Below are 19,145 nucleotides of genomic sequence, written 5' to 3'. Positions count from 1 at the left end.
AGGAGCAGGCATCTAAGCCCGCCCCTTCCTGCTCGATTTTCTCTTATGATTATGCGTTCCAGCCATTCTTGCGCAGACAGTTCGGCGTATAAAAGTTTCTGACTCCGCGTCGGGTTTCAACCTGACGTTTGCAATTGCGCGGCAACGCGTGCTGGGCACGGTTCTCCATGCAGCGGGCGCCATAGACATCTCGTTTGCCTCGATGGGTCCACTGCTCGCGCAGGCAGCGGCGCGGCGCGACTTTCTTCGTTTGACGAGGACGGTTGGGTTTGCTGTAGCGTGGACGGTGCTGGTTCTGGGTTACGACCTCCCGATTCCGGTCTTTCGCGGCATTTGCCAGAATACCCAGCAACGCCAAGCCTGCGATGATTTTGACGACATCTTCATCAGCGCGGGCGCGGGCGGTGGACATGGCGCTGAAGCCCAGGGAAAGGCTCAGCAAGGCGGCGATGAATTGGCGTGTCATGGTGTTTCCTTCGAGTTGTGGCGATTGATGCAACAACCTTGGCCGCGCCCTGCCCGGTCACTCAATGACAGCGCTTGGTTATCGGATAGCACTCGCAAATGCACAGCTTGATATTGAATAACGGGACGGCGCGGATCATGGTCACCGCATGAAACACGCTATTCAAATAGTCGCCCTTGTCCTTGGCCTCACCACGCTGCCGGCGCAGGCCGCCTGCTACGCAGACTACAAGGCAAAAAAGGACAATCCGTTGAAGCTCCACTACGGGGTGATGCAGATACCCAATTCGGCCTGCTCATCTCCAAGTGCAGCGGCGAAAGCCATTGCGCCGCGTCTTGCTGCGGCCGGTTGGACCTTGCTCAACATCGTGTCGCTGTTCGGCGACGACGGCCTTCAGGGGAGACAGGCGAATGCCGGACCATACTTCCTCCGCTTCTAAAGCGCCGTCGCCCACGCAGGTGATTGTCATCGGCATGGCGGTGATCGTCGGCATTCTGGTGGTCGCCGCGCTTGTGCTGTTCCTGAACCTACCCGACGCCAATGCGTTCAACATGCGGGTGGAGCGGATTTTCATCGAGAACGATGCGCTGAAACAAGGCGGCGAAATCAGGCTGCTGGAAATTTTGGCCCAGTCCGGCACCGCATTTTCCGACACGCTGGCGTCCTACCGGTTCATCATCTTCGTGCTGCTGGTTTTCGCAACCGCGTTGCTCATCGCTGCACTGGTGTCGATCGTCTTTCTGGTCACCCTCGCCCGCCGCATGGCGGAGATCGAGAAAAGCGGGATACAGGTCAGCTCACTGGTGGTCAGCCGCGGGGAGCGGATCGTGCAAATCAACGATATGGAATTCAAACTGACCGAAGCCGCGCTGGAGACGCTGTCCGTGCTGGCCGAAGCGCGGCTGGACGACGATATTCTATCGGGACTGGAAATCGAGGCGATGATCTCGGGCAGGCCCGAGGTGGAGTGCGATGAAGCATCCGGTGCCACCCGCATCAAACGCCTGCGCGACCATTTGGGCAACCAGATGATGAGCGAATTGCTGATCAAGAACATCGCCCGGAAGGGCTATGTACTGGCGGTGGAGCCCGGCGCGATCAAGATGATCTAAGGCTCTTTACGCACCCCGAAAAGTCGCTACGCTTCGTTCCTATGGAACATGAAGCACGCCTGAAAACCCTGACAGAAATCTGCGTCGAGGCCGGCAAGCTGGCCTTGCGTTACTTCGAGAACCAGAACGAATTGGTGATCGACCACAAAGGCCATCAGGACTTTGTCAGCCAAGCCGACCGCGAGGTCGAGGCCCTGACACGCCGTCTGCTGGAAGAGGCATTTTCCGATGACAGCATCGTGGGGGAAGAGGATGCACCCAAGGAAGGCACGTCCGGCTTTACATGGGTGATCGACCCCATCGACGGGACCACGAATTTCATCAACGGCATTCCGGCGTGGACCGTCGTTGTGGCGGGCGTCAGCGACGGCAAAACACAGATCGGCGTGATACATGACCCTTGCCATAACGAAACTCACGCGGCCATTGCAGGCGGGGGCGCTACGCTGAATGGCAAGCCTTTGCAGATAAACGATACGCGCACCCTTCCAGAAGGAACCGTCGGCGTCGGCTATTCCGGCCGTGTGGAATCTAAGGGGATCGTGCAACTCGTTGCCGCTTTGGTGCAAGAGGGCGCAATGTTCCACCGCAACGCGTCCGGTGCCTTGTCGCTGGCCTATGTCGCGTCGGGGCGGTTGTTGGGCTACGCCGAAGAGCACATGAATGCGTGGGATTGTCTGGCGGGCCAGTTGATCGTGGCCGAAGCGGGCGGCGAGGTCGAGGCACAGAACGCAGATGCGATGATCGCAGATGGCGGCCGTGTAATTGTCGGAACGCCTGCGGTGTTTGCCCGCCTTCGCGAATTGTCGGTGGAGGCTTTTTCCTAGCCTTCCGGCAGCAGCACCGGTCCCTTTTCAGCGAAGCCAACCGTGACGTCGGTGCCGACAGCCAACGGTTGATCGACGTCGTCCTGCACGGCAAACATCGACCCGAAAGACGCTTCCAGCGTGTATTCCATGCGGACACCTACATACGTCGCCTTCGCGACGGTCGCGCTGAACCCCTGCGGCGCGCCGATGACAAGGCGCGAGGGCCGCACAGCCATGGACGCAGGGCCCTCAGAAAGACCGCGCGAGGCGAGGGAATAGCGGTAGTCTTCAATGGCGATTGTCGCTTGATCGCCGGAAACGGATTCAATCGTGCAGGGCAGCAAGTTCGCCTCTCCGATAAAGTCGGCCACGAAGCGGTCTACGGGCGCGTCGTATAGCTGGCGTGGCGTCCCGATCTGCGCAATTGCCGCGTTGCGCATCACGACGATCTCGTCCGACACAGCCAGCGCTTCTTCCTGATCGTGTGTCACATAGACGACCGTTAATCCAAGGTCCTGCTGGATCGCGCGAATATCCTCGCGCACCTGCCTGCGCAGCTTGGCGTCAAGGTTGGAGAGCGGTTCATCAAAAAGCAACACCTGCGGCTCCAAGACCAACGCCCGCGCCACAGCGACACGCTGTTGCTGCCCGCCTGACAGCTCGCTCGGTAGGCGGGCATCGAACCCTTTGAGGCCGACGAGGTCCAACCCGACCAAGGCGCGCTCCCGCGTCTCCGATTTGGAAAAGCCGGAGAATGACAGCCCGTAGGACACGTTCTCCAGCACAGTCATGTGCGGGAAAAGCGCGTAGGATTGGAACACCATCGACACGTCGCGGTCTGTTGCGGGCAACGTGGTCACATCCGCGTCCCCGATCAGGATACGTCCGGACGTGGCCATCTCTAGCCCCGCAATCATGCGCAGCGTCGTGGTCTTGCCGCAGCCTGACGGGCCTAGCAAGGTGACGAGTTTGCCCGCTTCAATCTCCAGATTCACTTTGTCCACGGCCAAGACATCACGACCGTAGATCTTGGTCACGTTCTGAAAACTGACGGGGGCCGCCTTGGAGTTGAGTTTCATGGTGTTCCCTCAGACATTGGTGCGCGACTGGCTCATGCGCCGCCCGATTTCGGTGCGCCCGACGATCAACTGCATGACGCCCACGACCGACAGCATCACGAAGATCAGCGTGGTCGAATAGGCGATGGCGAGGCCGTAGTCGTTGTTCTCGACCCGGCCGATAATATAGCTGGTCGCCATATCGTATTCCGCCGAGACCAGAAAGATCACCGCTGAAATCGCCGTCATGGCGCGGACGAAACTGTAGACGAGAGCCGCCAATATGGCGGGGCGAAGCAAAGGCAGGATCACCTTGCGAAAGGTCTGCCAACTGTTCGCGCCAAGGGTCAGCGACGACTCGTCAAGCGACTTGTCGAGCTGCGACATCGACGCGATGCCCGCGCGAACCCCAACGGGCATATTTCGGAAGATAAAGCTGATGATCAGGATCAAGCCTGTCCCTGTGATCTCTATCGGCGGCACATTGAAGGCCAGAATGTAGCTCACGCCGATAACGGTTCCTGGGATGGCGAAGCTCAGCATCGTGCCGAACTCGAATGCGTTTTTGCCCGCAAAGGTTTGCCGTGTCAGCAGATACGCCGTGATCAGCCCGACCACCGCCGTCAACGGAGCCGCCGCCGCTGCGATGTAGATCGTGGTCCAGAAGCTGTCCCATGCAGCGCCGGTCCAGCGGATACCGCTATCCTCGATCCGCACCGAGAAGGCGGTGACGTAGTGCTTGAAAGTGAGGGTATTGTTGACCCCCCAAAGCTCGACCACGCTGCCGTAAAGGATCATCGTGTAAACCACGATTGTGAACAGACCCCACAACCCCGCCATAACGAAAACCGGTATAGCCAAGCCGTTCGGCATCAAAGGGTGAACTCCTGCGTCGCCCTTGCCGGAAACGGTTGTGTAGCTCTTCTTACCCAGCCATGCGCGCTGCGCGTAAAACGCCGATAGCGTGAAAAACAACAGCACCATTGCCAAAACCGCGGCGCGGCCTTGGTCGTATTGTGCGCCGACGATGGCAAAGAATATCTCGGTCGACAGCACATCGTAGTTGCCGCCCAACACCAGCGGATTGCCGAAATCCGCCATGCTTTCGATGAAGCCCAGAAGAAACGCGTTGGCGAGGCCGGGGCGCATCAAGGGCAGCGAGACGGTGCGGAAGGTCTGCCACTTGTTCGCCCGCAGGGTTTGCGCGGCTTCCTCCATGGACGGTGAGACGCCCTCCACCACCCCGATGAGCACGAGAAACGCGATGGGCGTAAAGGCCAGCACCTGTGCAATCAGGATACCCGGCAGACCGTAAAGCCACCTCGTCGGCTGGACGCCGAACAACTCGGACACGAACTGTGTGACCGAGCCCGACAGCCCGAAAAGCAGGATCAGCGCCAGCCCGATTACGAAAGGCGGCGTGATAATCGGCAGCACCGTCAAAGCGCGCAAAGCCCGCTTGTAGCGGAAGCCGGAGCGGGTCACGACGAGCGCAAAAACGAGGCCGAGGATGGTCGTCAACACACCGACGAGAACCGCGAGAAACAGGGAGTTCCAAGCCACACCGCAACGCCCACCGCTGAGGCAGCCAAGACCCCAAAGGCGATCATCAAAGAACTTGGCCGCGAAGACGCTGACCGAATAGGCGCCCTCCTCGGTGACGAAGGCGGCAAGGAGCATCTTGGCAATCGGGAAGAACACGAAGGTCGTGACGATCACGATCACGCCGCCGATGGCGCTGACGACGAACACGTCGCCATTGATTGCGCCACGCGCCGCTATGCCTTGGGTGAAGATGAACAAAACGGCCGTGGCGACGACCATCGCGCCCAGCCCCATGCCGAATTGGCGGTCGCCGAGTTCGCCAAACAAGGCCTTTAGCCATTCAAAGTTGAAACCGCGAATGCCTATGCCAAATCCCTGCGCCACCAGCCAGCCGAAGCCAAGTGCGCCAGAGAGGATCAGGATTTTTGCAAACAGCGGATCGCTTTTGGGACGACCAAGCGCAAGGACGGACAAGGCAAGAGGCAGAACAAGCGGCGCAAGCCACAGCTTTTCACCCTGCCCGATCAGAAAGGCCGCGGGCGCGTAGTCATCGTCGAACGGGTAGCCGTCGAACAGCCACTCGAACGACAGGATACCGTCTTCCACCCCGTACCAAGGCAGAAGAAGGAACCCGACCCACCCGGCGATGATCCAGAAGATCAGCGCCGGGTGGGAGGTTTTGGTGTTGGTGGTATTGCGCAAGATTTATTGTGGCAAAGTCGAGACTTCTTCGTCCCACTTCTGCAAGAGACGCTTGCGCTCGTCCGACGACCCGTAAGTCTTGAAGTCGTAGTCGATCAGTTTGATCAAGGACATATCGGGGGCTGACTCAGACGTCTCTGCGCCCTTGTTAGACGGCACCTGAAACGCTTTGACCTGTAGTGCAAGGTTCTGCGCATCCGCAGACAGCGCCCAGTCGTAGAACTGCTTGGCCTCTTCCATGTTGCGAGCGCCCTTGATGATCGACATGGAGCCGATCTCGTATCCGGTGCCTTCGCATGGGGCCACGACCTTCACAGGGAAACCGGACACAGCCTGCGCCACGGCGTCATGCATGAACACGATGCCGATGGTGTTCTCGCCACGACCTGCCGCCTTGATCGGGGCCGAGCCTGACTTGGTGTACTGGTTGATATTGGCGTGAAGGCCCTTCATGAAATCAAAGCCTTCGTCCTCGCCGAACAGTTGCACCATCGTGGCCAGCGTCGTGTATGCGGTGCCCGACGAGTTCGGGTTCGCCATCTGCACATGCCCTTTGTATTCAGGCTTCAAAAGGTCTTTCCAACAAGCAGGCTCCGGCAGGTTGTTAGCCGCCAAAAGGTCGGTGTTATAGCCATAGCCCAACGCGCCCGAATAGATGCCGATCGTCTTGTCGCCTGCGCTTTCTGCTTGTGAGATCGCCCAGTCGTGCAACTCGCTGCGCATTGGTGATACGTAAGGCTCGGTCAGGTCTTCCTCGGCGGCTTGCAGGTGCGGATCACCGGTGCCGCCCCACCAGACGTCGCCTTTCGGGTTGGACGATTCCGCCTTGATCTGGGCGAAGGTTTCGCCGGACGATTTGCGGGTCATGTTTACGTCGATCCCGCTCGCATCTTCGAAGCTGCGGGCCATAAGCTGGCACCATTCTTCCTGCGCCGAGCAGTAAAAAGTCAGCTTGTCGGCCTGCGCTGCCGAGACGCTGGCAGCGAATGCGATCAGTGACGGGATCGCAAGGTGTTTGATATTTCTCATGTTTTCCTCCCTAGGATTTACTTGGTCTTCACTCGTACTCGCGCTGTCCTTTGCGGCAGCTTGTCGTCAGCATGTCCTGTATTATGCCTGCGTCAATATATTTCATGACTCGGCACCCTCCCCTTGCGCCAACCGGCTGGACAGCAATGCGCCGGTCGATTCTGCAATCGGGTAGGCGGTGTAGGTAAACGCAGTATTTACCTGCTTCAGCGCGCGTATGGTTTCCTGATGCAGGTTGCTGGTCTCGATGCTGGCGGCATTGCCGCCGCGCAATCGGTCAAGATGGTTGGACTGAAGCCTCTGCTCCGCCTCGCGCATCCGGTCTTTTTCCTCCACCAGCTGAATCGCCGCCTCCGCGTCCCCAGTCATCAGAACGTTCAGCCCCAACTGGACGTTTGAAACCACCTGATCATGGAAATCGCACAGGTCGCTCCACCCTTCCTCCGAAAAAGCCAAACCGTCGGCATGAAGCCGTTGCGCAATTTCAACAAGGTTAGACGATATCTGATCGCCAGCATCTTCAAGATGGTTGGAAATCGTAACGATATCCATCGCACGGCTGGCCTGCCTTGGGGAAAGCGCACTTTCCTGCAAATGCGCGACATACAACTTCACCTCGAAATGCATGCGGTCGACATCATCCTCGCTCATGCGGATCTGGGTGGCTACGTTTTCGTCCCAGTCGCGGAATAGACCCATGATCGGAATCAGCATCCCATGGACCTGCTCGCCCATTTCCAGCACCTCACGCGCGGCACAGGCAAGGGCGCGATCCGGTTGCGTCGCCGTTTTGTCGAGCGCGCTGATGCGGCGCGGCTTGGTTGCGACTGTCTTGGGAAAGATCAACGCAGCGGCATGCAGGGCAGGCTTTAGCAGCGGCAAACCGACGAGCAGAACAATGACGTTGAAAGCCAGATGAAGGTTGATCGCCTGTGTCGATGCACTGGCCCCCAGCAACGACAGATGCTCGGGCCATTGTATCAACGCCAAAAGCACCAAAACCGCCCCGCCGCCCCTTACCAGCAGGTTGCCGAGCATGACGCGACGCGCCGTGTAGGCCGCGGATAACGTCAGCAGCACCGGTATGGTCGCCCCACCAAGGTTTGCCCCCAACACAATTGCCGCAGCCACCGGCGCTTGCAGCAGCCCCTCGGACGCCATCGCGACGACGGTGAGCACAGTGGCAATGCTGGAATGGGTCGCCCAGGCCAGAATCGCACCAATCGCAAACGATGTCAGCAAATCACTTGCCAGATAGGTGAAGAGCAGCTCTGTCGCCTCATTATCCTGCAACGGCGCGGTCGCCGTGCGGATCATGGTCAGCGATGTAAGAACCAGCGCAATGCCGATAAGAATTCGCCCGGACTGCTTGATACGGCGCGATCGACCTTTCAGGAAGAGAGCAACGCCAACGACGAGCAACGCCGGGACGATTGCCGAGATTGGCGTCAGCAGAATCCGTGCAGCAATGGCCGAGCCGAGGTCCGCACCGAGGATGACCGCCAAGCTACTGAACATCGGCAACGTTCCCGCCGCGACAAATCCCGCGACCAGCATTGCGACCGCTGTCGAGCTTTGCATTGCAATCGCGGCGAAGAACCCGCTCGCCGCGGCTGTGACGCGGTTCCGTGAAGCATGCCTGACGCCCGTGCGCAGCGGGCCCGAGAACCCGCGTTCGATCCCTGTGCGCACCAAGCGCACAGACCAGAGCAGCAGCGCAATCGCGCCTGCAAGATTTCCGATTATCAGGACCATAGACACTATTCCCAACACCGAACTTTGCTTTATGCAACATTTTTTCTTGCCAAAAGGTGGCAATGCCCACAGTTTTGATCCGTGAATGGGGATTCTTGCTCAAAGCCTAGGGGGGTGCATGGCTGCTGGTGTTGATCTTGATGCGCGACCCAAGTTGCGCAAGCACGAGCGGCGCAAGCATATCCTGCTGGAACTCCGCCTGAGACCGCACGTGCGCATTTCCGAGCTGGCTGAGCGATTTCGCGTCTCTACTGAAACAGTTAGGCGGGATCTTGAAAAGCTCAGCGCGGACGGCCTTTTGGACCGCGCGCATGGCGGCGCATCGGCGTTGGTGTCGGGGCACTATCCAAGCTTCGACCAACGCGCCGTATCGCGGATGGCAGAGCGCGAGCAGATCGGACGGACTGCGGCAGATCTGGTACAAGCTGGCGAAACACTCATGATCGACTCCGGATCCACCACGGTCCAGATGGCGCGCTTTCTGGCCTTTAACGGGACACCCTGCACAGTTCTCACAAACAGCTTCCCCGTTGCCATGGCGCTTGGGCAAAGCGACGCTGCGAAAGTAATTCTCTGTCCGGGCGACTACCTGCCCTCGGAATCCGCAGTCGTGGGAACGGATACAATCGAGTTTCTGGAGCGACATACCGTGGACCGATGCCTGATCGGCGCATCCGGGCTTTCGGAAGATGGCCCCTCTGAAGCCGTGCGCGGGTTCGCCGCGATAAAGCGCGCGATGGTGCGTCGGAGTGGCGTGGCTCATCTGCTGGCGGATAGCCAGAAATTTGGCCGCAAAGGCTTGGCTCGAATTGGAAATTTGTCTGACATCACTTCAATCGTGTGCGACCGGCCGCCCGATGAAGGTCTTGCAAAATCACTCAGACACTCGAATGTCGAGGTGCTTGTGGCGCAATAGAGTCTGTCAACTACCGCCTGAGCAAGGCGAACGAAATGAAAACCTAGGGAGGAAATCATGAGTGAACTTAGAAAAATACTGGCCGCGACCGGCGCGGTAGCCGTCATGTCGATGGCGGCGTCCGGAGCTTGGGCGCAAGACTGCCCGCGCGGCGATCTGGACGCAAGATATTGCGACCGCGACGGCGACCTGATCGCGGATGTCCCCGAGGACGAGTCCGAACTGCTCGACCCTAACCCGCTGATTTTTGCGTATACGCCGGTTGAAGATCCTGCCGTCTACAAGACGGCCTGGGCCGATTTTCTTGATCACCTGAAAGAAAAAACCGGCAAGGACATCGTGTTCTTCCCGGTGCAGTCCAACGCCGCACAAATCGAAGCCATGCGGTCGGGACGTCTTCACATTTCCGGCTTCAACACCGGCTCCAACCCGCTGGCGGTGAACTGCGCGGGCTTCCGTCCGTTCACCATCATGGCGTCCAAGGACGGCGGCTTCGGCTACGAGATGGAAATCATCACCTACCCCGGCTCAGGTGTCGAGAAGGTCGAAGACATCAAGGGCAAGCAGCTTGCCTTTACCGCGCCCACGTCGAACTCGGGCTTCAAGGCACCATCCGCCATCCTGAAATCCGAATACGGCTTGGAAGCGGAGCGTGACTTCGAGCCCGCGTTTTCCGGCAAGCACGACAACACCATTCTTGGCGTTGCGAACAAGGACTACACCGCTGGCGCAATCGCCAACTCGGTCATGTCCCGCATGATCGACCGCGGCGTGATCCAGCCTGAACAGGTTGTGTCGATTTACAAATCGCAGACTTTCCCGACCACGGGTTTCGGCACGGTCTACAACCTGAAGCCTGAACTTCAGGAGCAGATCAAAGACGCGTTCTTCAGCTTTGAATGGGAAGGCACGTCACTGCTGGAGGAGTTCTCCAAATCCGGCGAAGAGCAATTCCTTGAGATGAACTACAAGGAGTTCTGGGACGTGATCCGCAAAATCGACGCGGCCAATGGCGTAAGCTACGCCTGCGAATAACTAAACAAGCTGGCGGCGCTCGTTCGGGTGCCGCCAGACCTAATTTCGGGGACCGGGGCAGAACATGCTGAAACTCAAAAAGCTCGTGAAAACCTATCGCACGGGCGATCAGGCCTTGAAGGCAATCGACCTTGAAATGCCGGAAGGTCAGGTTCTGGCCCTGATCGGCCCCTCCGGCGCGGGGAAGTCTACGCTGATCCGCTGCATCAACCGCCTTGTGGAACCTACATCGGGCGAGGTCTGGCTCGACGATCTGGAACTGACGCATCTGAAAGCCTCGGGCCTGCGCCGCGCCCGCCGTGAGATGGGCATGATCTTTCAGGAATATGCCTTGGTCGAGCGTCTGACCGTCATGGAAAACGTGCTGTCCGGCAGGCTTGGCTATGTCGGCTTCTGGCGCAGCCTGACCCGCCGCTACCCGCAATCGGATGTGGACGAGGCGTTCCGGCTGCTTGACCGCGTGGGCCTACTGGCCATGGCCGACAAACGGGCAGACGAGTTATCCGGCGGTCAACGTCAGCGGGTAGGCATCTGCCGCGCGTTGATCCAAAATCCCAAACTTCTGCTGGTGGACGAGCCAACCGCGTCGCTTGACCCGAAAACCAGCCGCCAGATCATGCGCCTGATTTGCGAGCTATGCGCCGAACGCGGCCTTGCCGCGATCATCAACATCCACGATGTCGCACTCGCGCAGATGTTCGTGCAACGCGTCGTCGGCCTGCGATTCGGTGCCATCGAATTCGACGGCCCCCCAGAGGCTTTGACGCCCGACGTCCTGACCACGATCTATGGCGAGGAGGACTGGGAAGCGACCATCAAGAAGGTGGACGACGACGGTAACGAAATAGAGGCCGCCGAATGAGCACCGAACTGGAAGCCGTCCTCGGCAAGCAATGGAAACGGCCGCACTTCGTCACCAACCCCGCCCTTCGGTGGGGTCTGACAATAGGCTTCATAGCCTATCTGATCGCCGCCTACATGACGATCGAGATCAACTGGTCCCGTGTCTACGAAGGTCTGGATCGAGGTGCGCAATTCGTGCTGGCCTTCATGACCCCTGACTTCGTCTCCCGCGCATCGGACATCTGGAGCGGCCTGCTGGAGAGCATCATCATGACCGTTGCGGCTTCGGTCGTGGGCATCCTGATCTCCATCCCGATCGGGCTGGGCGCGGCACGCAATATCGCCCCCCTGCCCGTCTACATGATCTGTCGCGGCATCGTCGCCATCAGCCGCGCATTGCAGGAAATCATCGTGGCGATCCTGCTGGTTGCCATATTCGGCTTCGGCCCACTGGCGGGCTTCCTGACGCTGAGTTTCGCGACCATCGGTTTCCTGTCGAAACTGCTGGCGGAGGACATCGAAAGCATGGACCGCTCGCAGGCAGAGGCGGTTCGCGCCTCTGGCGCACGGTGGATGCAATGGATCAACTACGGCGTGCAGCCACAGGTCATGCCGCGTCTGGTTGGCTTGTCGATCTACCGTCTTGATATCAACTTCCGTGAAAGCGCGATCCTCGGCCTTGTCGGCGCTGGCGGGATCGGCGCCACGCTGAACACCGCGTTCGACCGCTACGAATACGACACCGCCGCAGCAATCCTGATCCTGATCATCGTGATCGTCATGGCGCTGGAATACATCTCCGGCATTGTCCGCGCGAGGGTCCAGTAATGCCGGTAAAGCAGCAAAACGGCACGGCCATCTGGCGCCGCCGCACCACCAAGCAGTCTCTGATGCACTGGGCTATGTGGCTGATCGGCACGGCGATTTTCGTCTACTGCTGGCAGCAGATTTCCAACGCGACGACGTGGTTTTTCGTCTGGGATGCCCCGCGTATCGCGGGCGACATCTGGACCCGCGCAACACCGCCCCGCTGGGAATACATCACCCAGCTGGGCCGCCCGATCTGGGATACACTCAACATCGCGACGCTCGGCACGATCATCGCGCTGTTTCTGGCCGTGCCCGTCGCGTTTCTGGCCGCACGCAACACGACCCCGTCGCGCTTTTTTATCCGCCCCATTGCATTGCTCATCATCGTGTCGACCCGCTCGATCAACTCGCTGATCTGGGCGCTGCTCCTTATCGCGATCATCGGGCCGGGCGTATTTGCGGGCGTCATCGCCATCGCGATCCGCTCCATCGGGTTCTGCGCAAAACTCCTCTACGAGGCGATAGAAGAAATCGACGCGGTGCAGGTCGAGGCGATCACGGCCACTGGCGCGTCACGCTGGCAGGTGATGGCGTATGGGATCGTGCCCCAGATCATGCCCGCCTTCGCCGGGATTGCGGTGTTCCGTTGGGACATCAACATCCGCGAATCCACGGTTCTGGGCCTTGTCGGTGCAGGTGGCATCGGGTTGCAGCTCTCCGCGTCGCTGAACGTGCTGGCATGGCCGCAGGTCAGCCTGATCCTGCTGGTCATCCTTGCGGCGGTCGTCATCAGCGAGTGGGTATCCGCCAAGGTGCGCGGAGCAATCATTTGAGCGAAATGGATACCGCCAAAGCCTTCGCAGCCTATGAGGCTGTTCGTCATCGACTTCCCGCCGCCGTTCCGTCACGCCAACCGGCGCAACGTGTCGCCACGCTTGAAGATATTGCGGAGGACTACGACGCATTCTTGCTGGATGCGTTCGGAGTGCTGAATATCGGCGAAACCGCGATCCCCGGCGTTGTTGAGCGGGTCAGATCGCTGAAAGCCCGGGGCAAACGGGTTATAGTCGTCTCTAACGCCGCAGGTTTTCCGCATGCGACGCTAATGCAGAAGTATCATCGGCTGGGCTACGACTTCACGGCCGAGGACGTCATCACCAGCCGCGCTACCTTGCTGGCAGCAATTGGTTCCTGCGAGGGTCTACATCTAGGTCTTATGGCGACGCCAAGTGCAGGTCTTCGTGATCTCGAAGCGCTGAATGTGACCTACTTGGAGGAAGATCCCGCCCCCTACGCAGAAGTAGACGGCTTCCTGATGATCGGCAGCGCAGCATGGACGGAACAGCGGTACTCCTTGCTTGTTCAGGCTCTAACCCAGCGCACCCGGCCTGTTTGGGTGGGCAATCCCGACATTGTCGCACCCCGCGAAACCGGTTTTTCGGTGGAGCCCGGCTATTTCGCTCACCGTCTGGCAGATCAGACGGGCGTAGCCCCGCAATTCTTTGGCAAGCCTTTCGGCAACATATTCGAACTGGCCTTTCAGCGGCTAGGGTCGGGCATTCCCCGCAACCGCATTGTCATGGTTGGCGACAGCTTGCACACCGACATACTGGGCGCACAGGCTGCCGGGATCGGCTCTGCTTTGATTTCAGATTACGGTTTTTTTGCAGGATACGACGTCGACAGCGCAATCCGGGACTCAGGCATCGTTCCTACTTATGTAGCGAGTCGACCCTAATCCCATATGAGTTGTTCCCACCGTTGAACCTGAAACACAGGCAAAACTGACCGGAAGATTTCCCGCCGCTGCTAGAATGTGGCGACCCCGGCAGGATTCGAACCTGCAACCTGCCCCTTAGGAGGGGGCTGCTCTATCCAGTTGAGCCACGGGACCACGTTTTCTGTATGGCGTTTTTGACTGCCGGCAGGCAACCCCAAATTCAGCGTGCAGATGCGCCTTGGAGACAGCGTTCTTTAGCGCTATCATTGCGCATATTCACAAGCTTACGAGACCTCCCTTGGCCGAACGCTCCAGTCCCGACTATCGCCATCAGCTAACCCTTCGTGATGTGTCGGAGGCGTCCGGGGTGAGTGAAATGACCGTTAGTCGCGTTCTGCGCAATCGTGGTGAAGTCTCTGACAAAACCCGAGAGAAAGTGCTGCTTGCCGCGCGCCAGCTTGGCTATGTGCCAAACAAGATTGCGGGCGCTCTGGCGTCGAACCGCGTGAACCTTGTCGGCGTTATTATTCCATCACTGTCCAATATGGTGTTTCCTGAAGTCATGATGGGTATATCCAAAGTTCTGGATGATACCCCCCTGCAACCTGTTGTGGGTGTGACGGACTATATCCCTGAAAAAGAAGAAAAAGTTATCTTCGAAATGCTGTCTTGGCGGCCATCCGGTCTTATCGTGGCAGGGTTGGAGCACACGGACGCGGCCCGTCGCATGATGGAGAACGCAGGCGTTCCCATTGTTGAGATCATGGATGCGGACGGCCCCGCCGTGGACGCCGTGGTTGGCATTTCCCACACCCGCGCCGGGCGGGAAACGGCGAAAGAGATACTTAAGCGCGGCTACAGGAAAATCGGATTCCTCGGAACTAAAATGCCGCGTGACCACCGTGCCAGAAAGCGTTTCGAGGGTTTTGAAGCCGTATTGCGTGAGAACGGTCTCAGCCTTGAGGCAGAGGAATACTACTCCGGCGGCTCCGCTTTGGGTAAGGGTCGCGAGATGACCGCAAGCATATTGGAGAAGAACAAGGATCTCGATTTCCTTTACTACTCCAACGACATGATCGGCGCAGGTGGCCTGTTGTACTGCCTTGAGGCCGGGATCGACGTACCCGGAAAACTGGGCCTTGCGGGGTTCAACGGCGTGGATCTAATCGAGGGCCTGCCCAAGAAACTGGCGACCATGGACAGTTGCCGCGTCGAAATCGGCCAGAAGGCTGCGCAAATCATTGCGCAAGAGGCCGACGGAAGCGCGGGCGCGGCCCCCGAGAAACGCATCGAAATATCACCGATTTTTGCGCCCGGTGATACACTCAGGTAGCTTGAGGTTCTGCTTGTCTATCGTGTCGTCGTCTTGCCAGCTCACAGTTGAGTGTCGCACCGAGCAGTACGACCCACGCGCTGATGTAAAACCACATGAGCAACGCGACCACGGCACCGATTGAGCCGTAGACTTCGTTGTATTTGCCGAAGTTCGCCAGATAGAGCGAGAAGGCCCAAGACACCGCCCCCCAGATGAACAATGCCACCAGCGCACCCGGTGAAATCCAGTTTGTCTTGAGGTAATCCGTCTTGTGGTTCGGTCCGAACCGGTAGATCAGCCCGAGGCCAAGAATGACAGCCAACGTCACCAGCACCCATCGCAGGGTGGTGAAGATATCTTGCGTGAACTCTCCCAAGGGCAAAAGCGCCAGCGCGATCGGAAATATTACGATGCCCGTCAGCGCTACCAGTGACATCCCAATCAAGCATAGCGTCAGCAGCAATGCGGCGAAGGTGCGGCGTATGCCGGTTCGGTGCGGTGCGGAATACACTGCATTCAGGCCGCGGATAAGCGCGGCCACACCCGCGCGTGTCGACCAAAGGGCCGCGCCGAGCGACACAAGGGTAGTATAGCCCAGGGTCGAGTCATTTGCGTTGATGAGCGCGTTCACCTGCGTGTCGACCAAACGGAACGCATCGGCTGGCGCAAATTGCTTTAACAGGTTCAGCTGCTCGTCAATGACAAGCGGATCAGCAAACACGCCCCAAAGTGCGATCAATGCTGCAAGGGCGGGAAAAATCGCAAGCATTGCATAAAACGCCACACCTGCCGAGATGAGGCTCAGGTTGCGCTTGTCCATAGCTGTCAGGATTTCGCTGACGAATTTATAGCCGGATATGATGTGACGCATTAACGTCACGTAGTCAGCGTGCCGGTTTCGGTCCTGCGAAATACCAGATCAGGAAACCGATGATCGGAAGGATCAGCACCAATGCGATCCACAGAACCTTTTGCGCTGTTTCCACCTTGGAGTTGAAGATCGATGCAATCGCCCAGACGTCGAGTGCGAAAACGATGAGACCAATTAGAGAGTTAAAGAAACCCATTGGAAACTCCTTTGCGTTAAGCTTTGACCATCAACGTAGGCCGATGTTCATCGAATACCAAGCGCATCATGGCTTCGACGCTTCAAAACCTTGGCGCCCGATTGATACATAGGCATCGAAACCCGCGCGCTTCGCATCCTTTGCGGAGTAGATGTTGCGCAGGTCCGCCATACGCGCTGACGCCATCTTTTTGGCAAGCTTCTTCAGATCAAGTGCCCTGAACTCGTTCCATTCGGTCAAAATGACGACCGCATCCGCGTTTTGCACGGCCTTGTAGGGATCATCGCCCCACTGCACGCCGGGCAGCAACGCCTTACCCTCCCGCGCACCTTGCGGATCGACGACCCGAACCTTGGCCCCACCGCCGACCAGTGCGGGGACAATCGTCAGCGAAGGTGCATCGCGCATATCGTCGGTGTTCGGCTTGAACGTCACGCCCAGCACCGCAATGGTCTTGCCGTTGAACGAGCCTTCGCACAGGTCTCGCACCTTCTCGATCATTCTCAGCTTTACGCCATCGTTGACCCGCATCACCGTCTCGGTGATATGCATTGGCACCGCATGCTCCTGCCCGATCCGCGCCAGTGCAGAGGTGTCTTTCGGGAAGCAGGACCCGCCATAACCGGGCCCCGCATGCAGGAACTTGTTGCCGATACGGCCATCCATCCCCATGCCGCGCGACACCTGCTTGACGTCGGCGCCAGTCTTCTCGCACAGCGCGGCGATCTCGTTGATGAAGGTAATCTTCGTCGCCAAAAACGCATTGGCCGCGTATTTGATCATCTCGGCGCTTTCCAGGTCGGTGGTGATGATCGGGAAGTCGCGCAGGTAGAGCGGTCGGTAGACTTCCTCCATCACCTCGGCGGCACGGTCGCTCTGGACGCCAACGACAACGCGGTCAGGCTTCATGAAATCGTCAATCGCCGCCCCTTCACGCAGGAATTCGGGGTTAGACGCGACGTCGAAAACAAGATCCGGCGCGGCTTTGCGGATGACTTGCTTTACCTGCCGGTTTGTTCCCAACGGAACGGTCGATTTGGTCACGATCACCGTGTAGGGGTTGCCCGCCTCAGCGCAGGCTTTGGCGATGTCCTCAGCCGCTGCGTAGACGAATGATAGGTCGGCATGCCCATCGCCGCGTCGTGTGGGCGTGCCAACGGCAATGAAGACCGCGTCGGCGCCCGTGACGCCCGCAGCCAGATCGGTGGTGAAAACCAAGCGGCCCGCTTCGACGTTCTTTGCCATCAACTCGTCCAGGCCAGGCTCATAGATAGGGACTTTGCCTGCGTTCAGCATCTCGATCTTCGCGGGATCGCGATCGACACACACGACGTCATGGCCGAAATCCGAAAAACACACGCCGGATACCAATCCGACATAACCCGTGCCGATCATCGTGATTTTCATACAAAGTCCCTTTAACAAACTGGCTTCGGGATGCTGGATAACTGGGCATCTGTCAACGAAACGCTACCATTCGCGCCGCCAACTGGCCGTCGATGCAGCCTTTCTGCGTCAGGTCACCGTCTAGAAGACCGTCCTGATCATAAGCCAGGCGTCCATGCACAAGGTTCGGTTTCTTTGGTAGATCAAGTCGAGCGCCGCCTTTCTTGGGACGCATCGGCGCGTATACACATCATCCGTCGCCTCTGGCGTATCACAGGCCGCCAGCAAGGCCTCCTCGTGGCGATGGTAAACGACCGAAGCCAAACCCGTTATTCCGGGGCGGCTGCGAAGCACCTGCGCGTAGATGTCCGGAAACCGCTCTACATACTCGCGCAAAGGCGGGCGAGGTCCGACGAAGCTGATATCGCCCACCAAAACGTTCCAAAGTTGCGGGATCTCGTCCAGCCGCATCCGGCGCAGGGCCGCGCCCGTCCGCGTTATGCGATGCGCCTTGTTACCGCCTGAGACCCCTTGATCACCTTCGGACAAGGTCATCGTGCGGAACTTCACAAGCCGGAAACTTTGGGACGGCGTTTTCATCCGCTCGGACAGATAGAAAACAGGACGACCATCCAGGATTGCGATCACAAGTGCCGTTACCACAAGCACAGGCAGAAGGATTGTCCCGAGCAAGACAAGGGCCGCAAGATCGAACAGTCGTTTCGAGAAGATCAAGCCAGCGCCCCCAATTTGCGCAACTCCGCTATCATAGAGGCTGGCGATGCGGCAAGGCTTGCCTTGCCAGTGATTTTCGCCAAACCCGTGCAATCCAGCGTAATGCTCTGCGTCTTGAGCCTCTCTTCGGGCGCCGGAACCCACTCCCAAGGCAGGCCCGCAGCTTGCAGAAGGTCGGACATACGCACGGGCGGTTCTGCCGCAACGTTCAGCACAAGCGGCAGTCGCGCTGGATGCAACATCAACCGCTCAAGAACTTTGGCCAGTTGAATGGGGCCGATGTAGGAGCGTCGTGGGCCATGCCCATCGGGGAAGCGGTCCAACAAGACAGGCGTGTTGGATTTGCGCCCCAACAACGCGTCAGCACCCGCGACATTGCCGATCCGAAGGCAGCAGGCATCCAGAGTCGTACCGGCGCTTTGTGCGACTACACTCTCCATATCGACCTTGGCTTGCCCATAGTCTGAGGTCGGGGCAGGTTCGTCGGACTCGGAGAGGTTCTCACCCAAAGCATAGACCGCTGATGACGATGTGAACAAAACCCGTGGCACCCCCGCCTTCACCGCAGCGGAGAGCACCGCGTCGGCGAGCAATGCTGTTTCAGACAAGTTGCCCCGAGTTGATGGCGTCGCTCCGCTCAGGGCGATGATGCCGGACAGGCCGCCCTGTCGATCCGCAAAGCGGCATAGCGGGTCAGGGCCATCAATGATAGGGGACCACTTAAGGTCGAACCGTTCGCCACGCGACTGGGTCCGCAAGGGGATGATGGGTGGCGCACTGCGCCAGTGCTGCAAAAGCAGACTTCCGACACGGCCACTGGCCCCCATCAAAAGAAACGGTCG

The 19,145-nt window shown here is 58.8% G+C and carries 20 protein-coding genes and 1 tRNA gene; 10 read left to right on the top strand and 11 right to left on the bottom strand.

Features of this window, described 5'->3' with window-relative positions:
* Nucleotides 1-49 precede the first annotated feature (49 nt).
* A complete protein-coding gene (locus tag THALAR_RS17060; protein ID WP_021102852.1) occupies nt 50-466 on the bottom strand; it encodes a hypothetical protein in 417 nt (138 codons plus the stop codon).
* 148 nt (nt 467-614) lie between these two features.
* Between THALAR_RS17060 and THALAR_RS17055 the strand changes: the two genes are divergently transcribed.
* From THALAR_RS17055 to THALAR_RS17045, 3 genes are read left to right on the top strand one after another with little or no spacing between them, the layout of a single operon-like run.
* Nucleotides 615-905, top strand: a complete 291-nt coding sequence (locus tag THALAR_RS17055) for a hypothetical protein (protein WP_021102851.1) — start codon at nt 615-617, stop codon at nt 903-905.
* On the top strand, nt 877-1,578 hold the full coding sequence (locus tag THALAR_RS17050) for a winged helix-turn-helix domain-containing protein (protein ID WP_021102850.1): 702 nt from the start codon (nt 877-879) through the stop codon (nt 1,576-1,578). Before THALAR_RS17055 ends, THALAR_RS17050 begins: the two co-directional genes overlap by 29 nt.
* Nucleotides 1,579-1,619: 41 nt before the next feature.
* Nucleotides 1,620-2,405: an inositol monophosphatase family protein gene (locus tag THALAR_RS17045; RefSeq protein ID WP_021102849.1), complete on the top strand. Its 786-nt coding sequence runs from the start codon at nt 1,620-1,622 to the stop codon at nt 2,403-2,405.
* Here the strand turns inward: THALAR_RS17045 and THALAR_RS17040 are convergent.
* The 4 genes from THALAR_RS17040 to THALAR_RS17025 all read right to left on the bottom strand — a co-directional run bounded on the left by THALAR_RS17040 (nt 2,402) and on the right by THALAR_RS17025 (nt 8,476).
* Nucleotides 2,402-3,466: an ABC transporter ATP-binding protein gene (locus THALAR_RS17040; protein WP_021102848.1), complete on the bottom strand. Its 1,065-nt coding sequence runs from the start codon at nt 3,464-3,466 to the stop codon at nt 2,402-2,404. The two genes, THALAR_RS17045 and THALAR_RS17040, sit on opposite strands and share 4 nt — an antisense overlap.
* 9 nt (nt 3,467-3,475) lie before the next feature.
* Nucleotides 3,476-5,692: an ABC transporter permease gene (locus THALAR_RS17035; protein WP_021102847.1), complete on the bottom strand. Its 2,217-nt coding sequence runs from the start codon at nt 5,690-5,692 to the stop codon at nt 3,476-3,478.
* Nucleotides 5,693-5,695: 3 nt separating this feature from the next.
* Nucleotides 5,696-6,721, bottom strand: a complete 1,026-nt coding sequence (locus THALAR_RS17030; protein ID WP_021102846.1) for an ABC transporter substrate-binding protein — start codon at nt 6,719-6,721, stop codon at nt 5,696-5,698.
* A gap of 102 nt (nt 6,722-6,823) precedes the next feature.
* On the bottom strand, nt 6,824-8,476 hold the full coding sequence (locus THALAR_RS17025) for a Na/Pi cotransporter family protein (protein ID WP_021102845.1): 1,653 nt from the start codon (nt 8,474-8,476) through the stop codon (nt 6,824-6,826).
* Between the two features lie 118 nt (nt 8,477-8,594).
* On the opposite strand from THALAR_RS17025, the gene THALAR_RS17020 reads away from it, so the two are divergent.
* From THALAR_RS17020 to THALAR_RS16995, 6 genes are all read left to right on the top strand, one after another.
* Entirely contained in the window at nt 8,595-9,392 is a 798-nt protein-coding gene (locus tag THALAR_RS17020; RefSeq protein WP_021102844.1) for a DeoR/GlpR family DNA-binding transcription regulator, read from the top strand.
* Between the two features lie 57 nt (nt 9,393-9,449).
* On the top strand, nt 9,450-10,427 hold the full coding sequence (gene phnD, locus THALAR_RS17015) for a phosphate/phosphite/phosphonate ABC transporter substrate-binding protein (RefSeq protein WP_021102843.1): 978 nt from the start codon (nt 9,450-9,452) through the stop codon (nt 10,425-10,427).
* A 64-nt stretch (nt 10,428-10,491) separates the two neighbouring features.
* Complete coding sequence (phnC, locus tag THALAR_RS17010; RefSeq protein ID WP_021102842.1) at nt 10,492-11,289, top strand: phosphonate ABC transporter ATP-binding protein; 798 nt, start codon at nt 10,492-10,494, stop codon at nt 11,287-11,289.
* Nucleotides 11,286-12,098, top strand: coding sequence for a phosphonate ABC transporter, permease protein PhnE (gene phnE / locus THALAR_RS17005; RefSeq protein ID WP_021102841.1), 813 nt, complete (start codon nt 11,286-11,288; stop codon nt 12,096-12,098). The genes phnC and phnE (THALAR_RS17005) overlap by 4 nt, the downstream gene beginning before the upstream one ends.
* Nucleotides 12,098-12,913, top strand: coding sequence for a phosphonate ABC transporter, permease protein PhnE (gene phnE, locus THALAR_RS17000; protein WP_021102840.1), 816 nt, complete (start codon nt 12,098-12,100; stop codon nt 12,911-12,913). The genes phnE (THALAR_RS17005) and phnE (THALAR_RS17000) overlap by 1 nt, the downstream gene beginning before the upstream one ends.
* A gap of 5 nt (nt 12,914-12,918) precedes the next feature.
* Nucleotides 12,919-13,818, top strand: coding sequence for a TIGR01459 family HAD-type hydrolase (locus THALAR_RS16995; protein ID WP_021102839.1), 900 nt, complete (start codon nt 12,919-12,921; stop codon nt 13,816-13,818).
* Between the two features lie 79 nt (nt 13,819-13,897).
* On the opposite strand, the gene THALAR_RS16990 is transcribed toward THALAR_RS16995, so the two are convergent.
* A tRNA-Arg gene (locus THALAR_RS16990) sits at nt 13,898-13,974 on the bottom strand.
* A gap of 124 nt (nt 13,975-14,098) precedes the next feature.
* Here THALAR_RS16990 and THALAR_RS16985 point away from each other — a divergent pair.
* Complete coding sequence (locus THALAR_RS16985) at nt 14,099-15,133, top strand: LacI family DNA-binding transcriptional regulator (protein ID WP_040819156.1); 1,035 nt, start codon at nt 14,099-14,101, stop codon at nt 15,131-15,133.
* On the opposite strand, the gene THALAR_RS16980 is transcribed toward THALAR_RS16985, so the two are convergent.
* The 5 genes from THALAR_RS16980 to THALAR_RS16960 form a co-directional block, all read right to left on the bottom strand.
* Complete coding sequence (locus tag THALAR_RS16980; RefSeq protein ID WP_021102837.1) at nt 15,126-15,986, bottom strand: YihY/virulence factor BrkB family protein; 861 nt, start codon at nt 15,984-15,986, stop codon at nt 15,126-15,128. The two genes, THALAR_RS16985 and THALAR_RS16980, sit on opposite strands and share 8 nt — an antisense overlap.
* A 13-nt stretch (nt 15,987-15,999) precedes the next feature.
* Nucleotides 16,000-16,182 (bottom strand): PLD nuclease N-terminal domain-containing protein, encoded by a 183-nt coding sequence (locus tag THALAR_RS16975; protein WP_021102836.1) that lies wholly within the window; start codon nt 16,180-16,182, stop codon nt 16,000-16,002.
* Between the two features lie 66 nt (nt 16,183-16,248).
* Nucleotides 16,249-17,589, bottom strand: coding sequence for a UDP-glucose dehydrogenase family protein (locus tag THALAR_RS16970; protein ID WP_021102835.1), 1,341 nt, complete (start codon nt 17,587-17,589; stop codon nt 16,249-16,251).
* 120 nt (nt 17,590-17,709) lie between these two features.
* Entirely contained in the window at nt 17,710-18,303 is a 594-nt protein-coding gene (locus THALAR_RS16965) for a sugar transferase (RefSeq protein WP_021102834.1), read from the bottom strand.
* Entirely contained in the window at nt 18,300-19,130 is an 831-nt protein-coding gene (locus THALAR_RS16960; RefSeq protein WP_021102833.1) for an NAD-dependent epimerase/dehydratase family protein, read from the bottom strand. The genes THALAR_RS16965 and THALAR_RS16960 overlap by 4 nt, the downstream gene beginning before the upstream one ends.
* Nucleotides 19,131-19,145 lie beyond the last annotated feature (15 nt).

The organism is Litoreibacter arenae DSM 19593 (assembly GCF_000442275.2).
In the GTDB taxonomy this organism is placed as follows: Bacteria; Pseudomonadota; Alphaproteobacteria; order Rhodobacterales; family Rhodobacteraceae; genus Litoreibacter; species Litoreibacter arenae.
This window is presented reverse-complemented; position numbering and strand designations above follow the sequence as displayed.

Bases quoted from the DNA above. Each gene is read 5' to 3' on its own strand.
- THALAR_RS17060 (WP_021102852.1), bottom strand. From the start codon at position 466: ATGACACGCCAATTCATCGCCGCCTTGCTGAGCCTTTCCCTGGGCTTC.
- THALAR_RS17055 (WP_021102851.1), top strand. From the start codon at position 615: ATGAAACACGCTATTCAAATAGTCGCCCTTGTCCTTGGCCTCACCACG.
- THALAR_RS17050 (WP_021102850.1), top strand. From the start codon at position 877: ATGCCGGACCATACTTCCTCCGCTTCTAAAGCGCCGTCGCCCACGCAG.
- THALAR_RS17045 (WP_021102849.1), top strand. From the start codon at position 1,620: ATGGAACATGAAGCACGCCTGAAAACCCTGACAGAAATCTGCGTCGAG.
- THALAR_RS17040 (WP_021102848.1), bottom strand. From the start codon at position 3,466: ATGAAACTCAACTCCAAGGCGGCCCCCGTCAGTTTTCAGAACGTGACC.
- THALAR_RS17030 (WP_021102846.1), bottom strand. From the start codon at position 6,721: ATGAGAAATATCAAACACCTTGCGATCCCGTCACTGATCGCATTCGCT.
- THALAR_RS17025 (WP_021102845.1), bottom strand. From the start codon at position 8,476: ATGGTCCTGATAATCGGAAATCTTGCAGGCGCGATTGCGCTGCTGCTC.
- THALAR_RS17020 (WP_021102844.1), top strand. From the start codon at position 8,595: ATGGCTGCTGGTGTTGATCTTGATGCGCGACCCAAGTTGCGCAAGCAC.
- phnD (WP_021102843.1), top strand. From the start codon at position 9,450: ATGAGTGAACTTAGAAAAATACTGGCCGCGACCGGCGCGGTAGCCGTC.
- phnC (WP_021102842.1), top strand. From the start codon at position 10,492: ATGCTGAAACTCAAAAAGCTCGTGAAAACCTATCGCACGGGCGATCAG.
- phnE (WP_021102841.1), top strand. From the start codon at position 11,286: ATGAGCACCGAACTGGAAGCCGTCCTCGGCAAGCAATGGAAACGGCCG.
- phnE (WP_021102840.1), top strand. From the start codon at position 12,098: ATGCCGGTAAAGCAGCAAAACGGCACGGCCATCTGGCGCCGCCGCACC.
- THALAR_RS16995 (WP_021102839.1), top strand. From the start codon at position 12,919: ATGGATACCGCCAAAGCCTTCGCAGCCTATGAGGCTGTTCGTCATCGA.
- THALAR_RS16980 (WP_021102837.1), bottom strand. From the start codon at position 15,986: ATGCGTCACATCATATCCGGCTATAAATTCGTCAGCGAAATCCTGACA.
- THALAR_RS16975 (WP_021102836.1), bottom strand. From the start codon at position 16,182: ATGGGTTTCTTTAACTCTCTAATTGGTCTCATCGTTTTCGCACTCGAC.
- THALAR_RS16970 (WP_021102835.1), bottom strand. From the start codon at position 17,589: ATGAAAATCACGATGATCGGCACGGGTTATGTCGGATTGGTATCCGGC.
- THALAR_RS16960 (WP_021102833.1), bottom strand. From the start codon at position 19,130: ATGGGGGCCAGTGGCCGTGTCGGAAGTCTGCTTTTGCAGCACTGGCGC.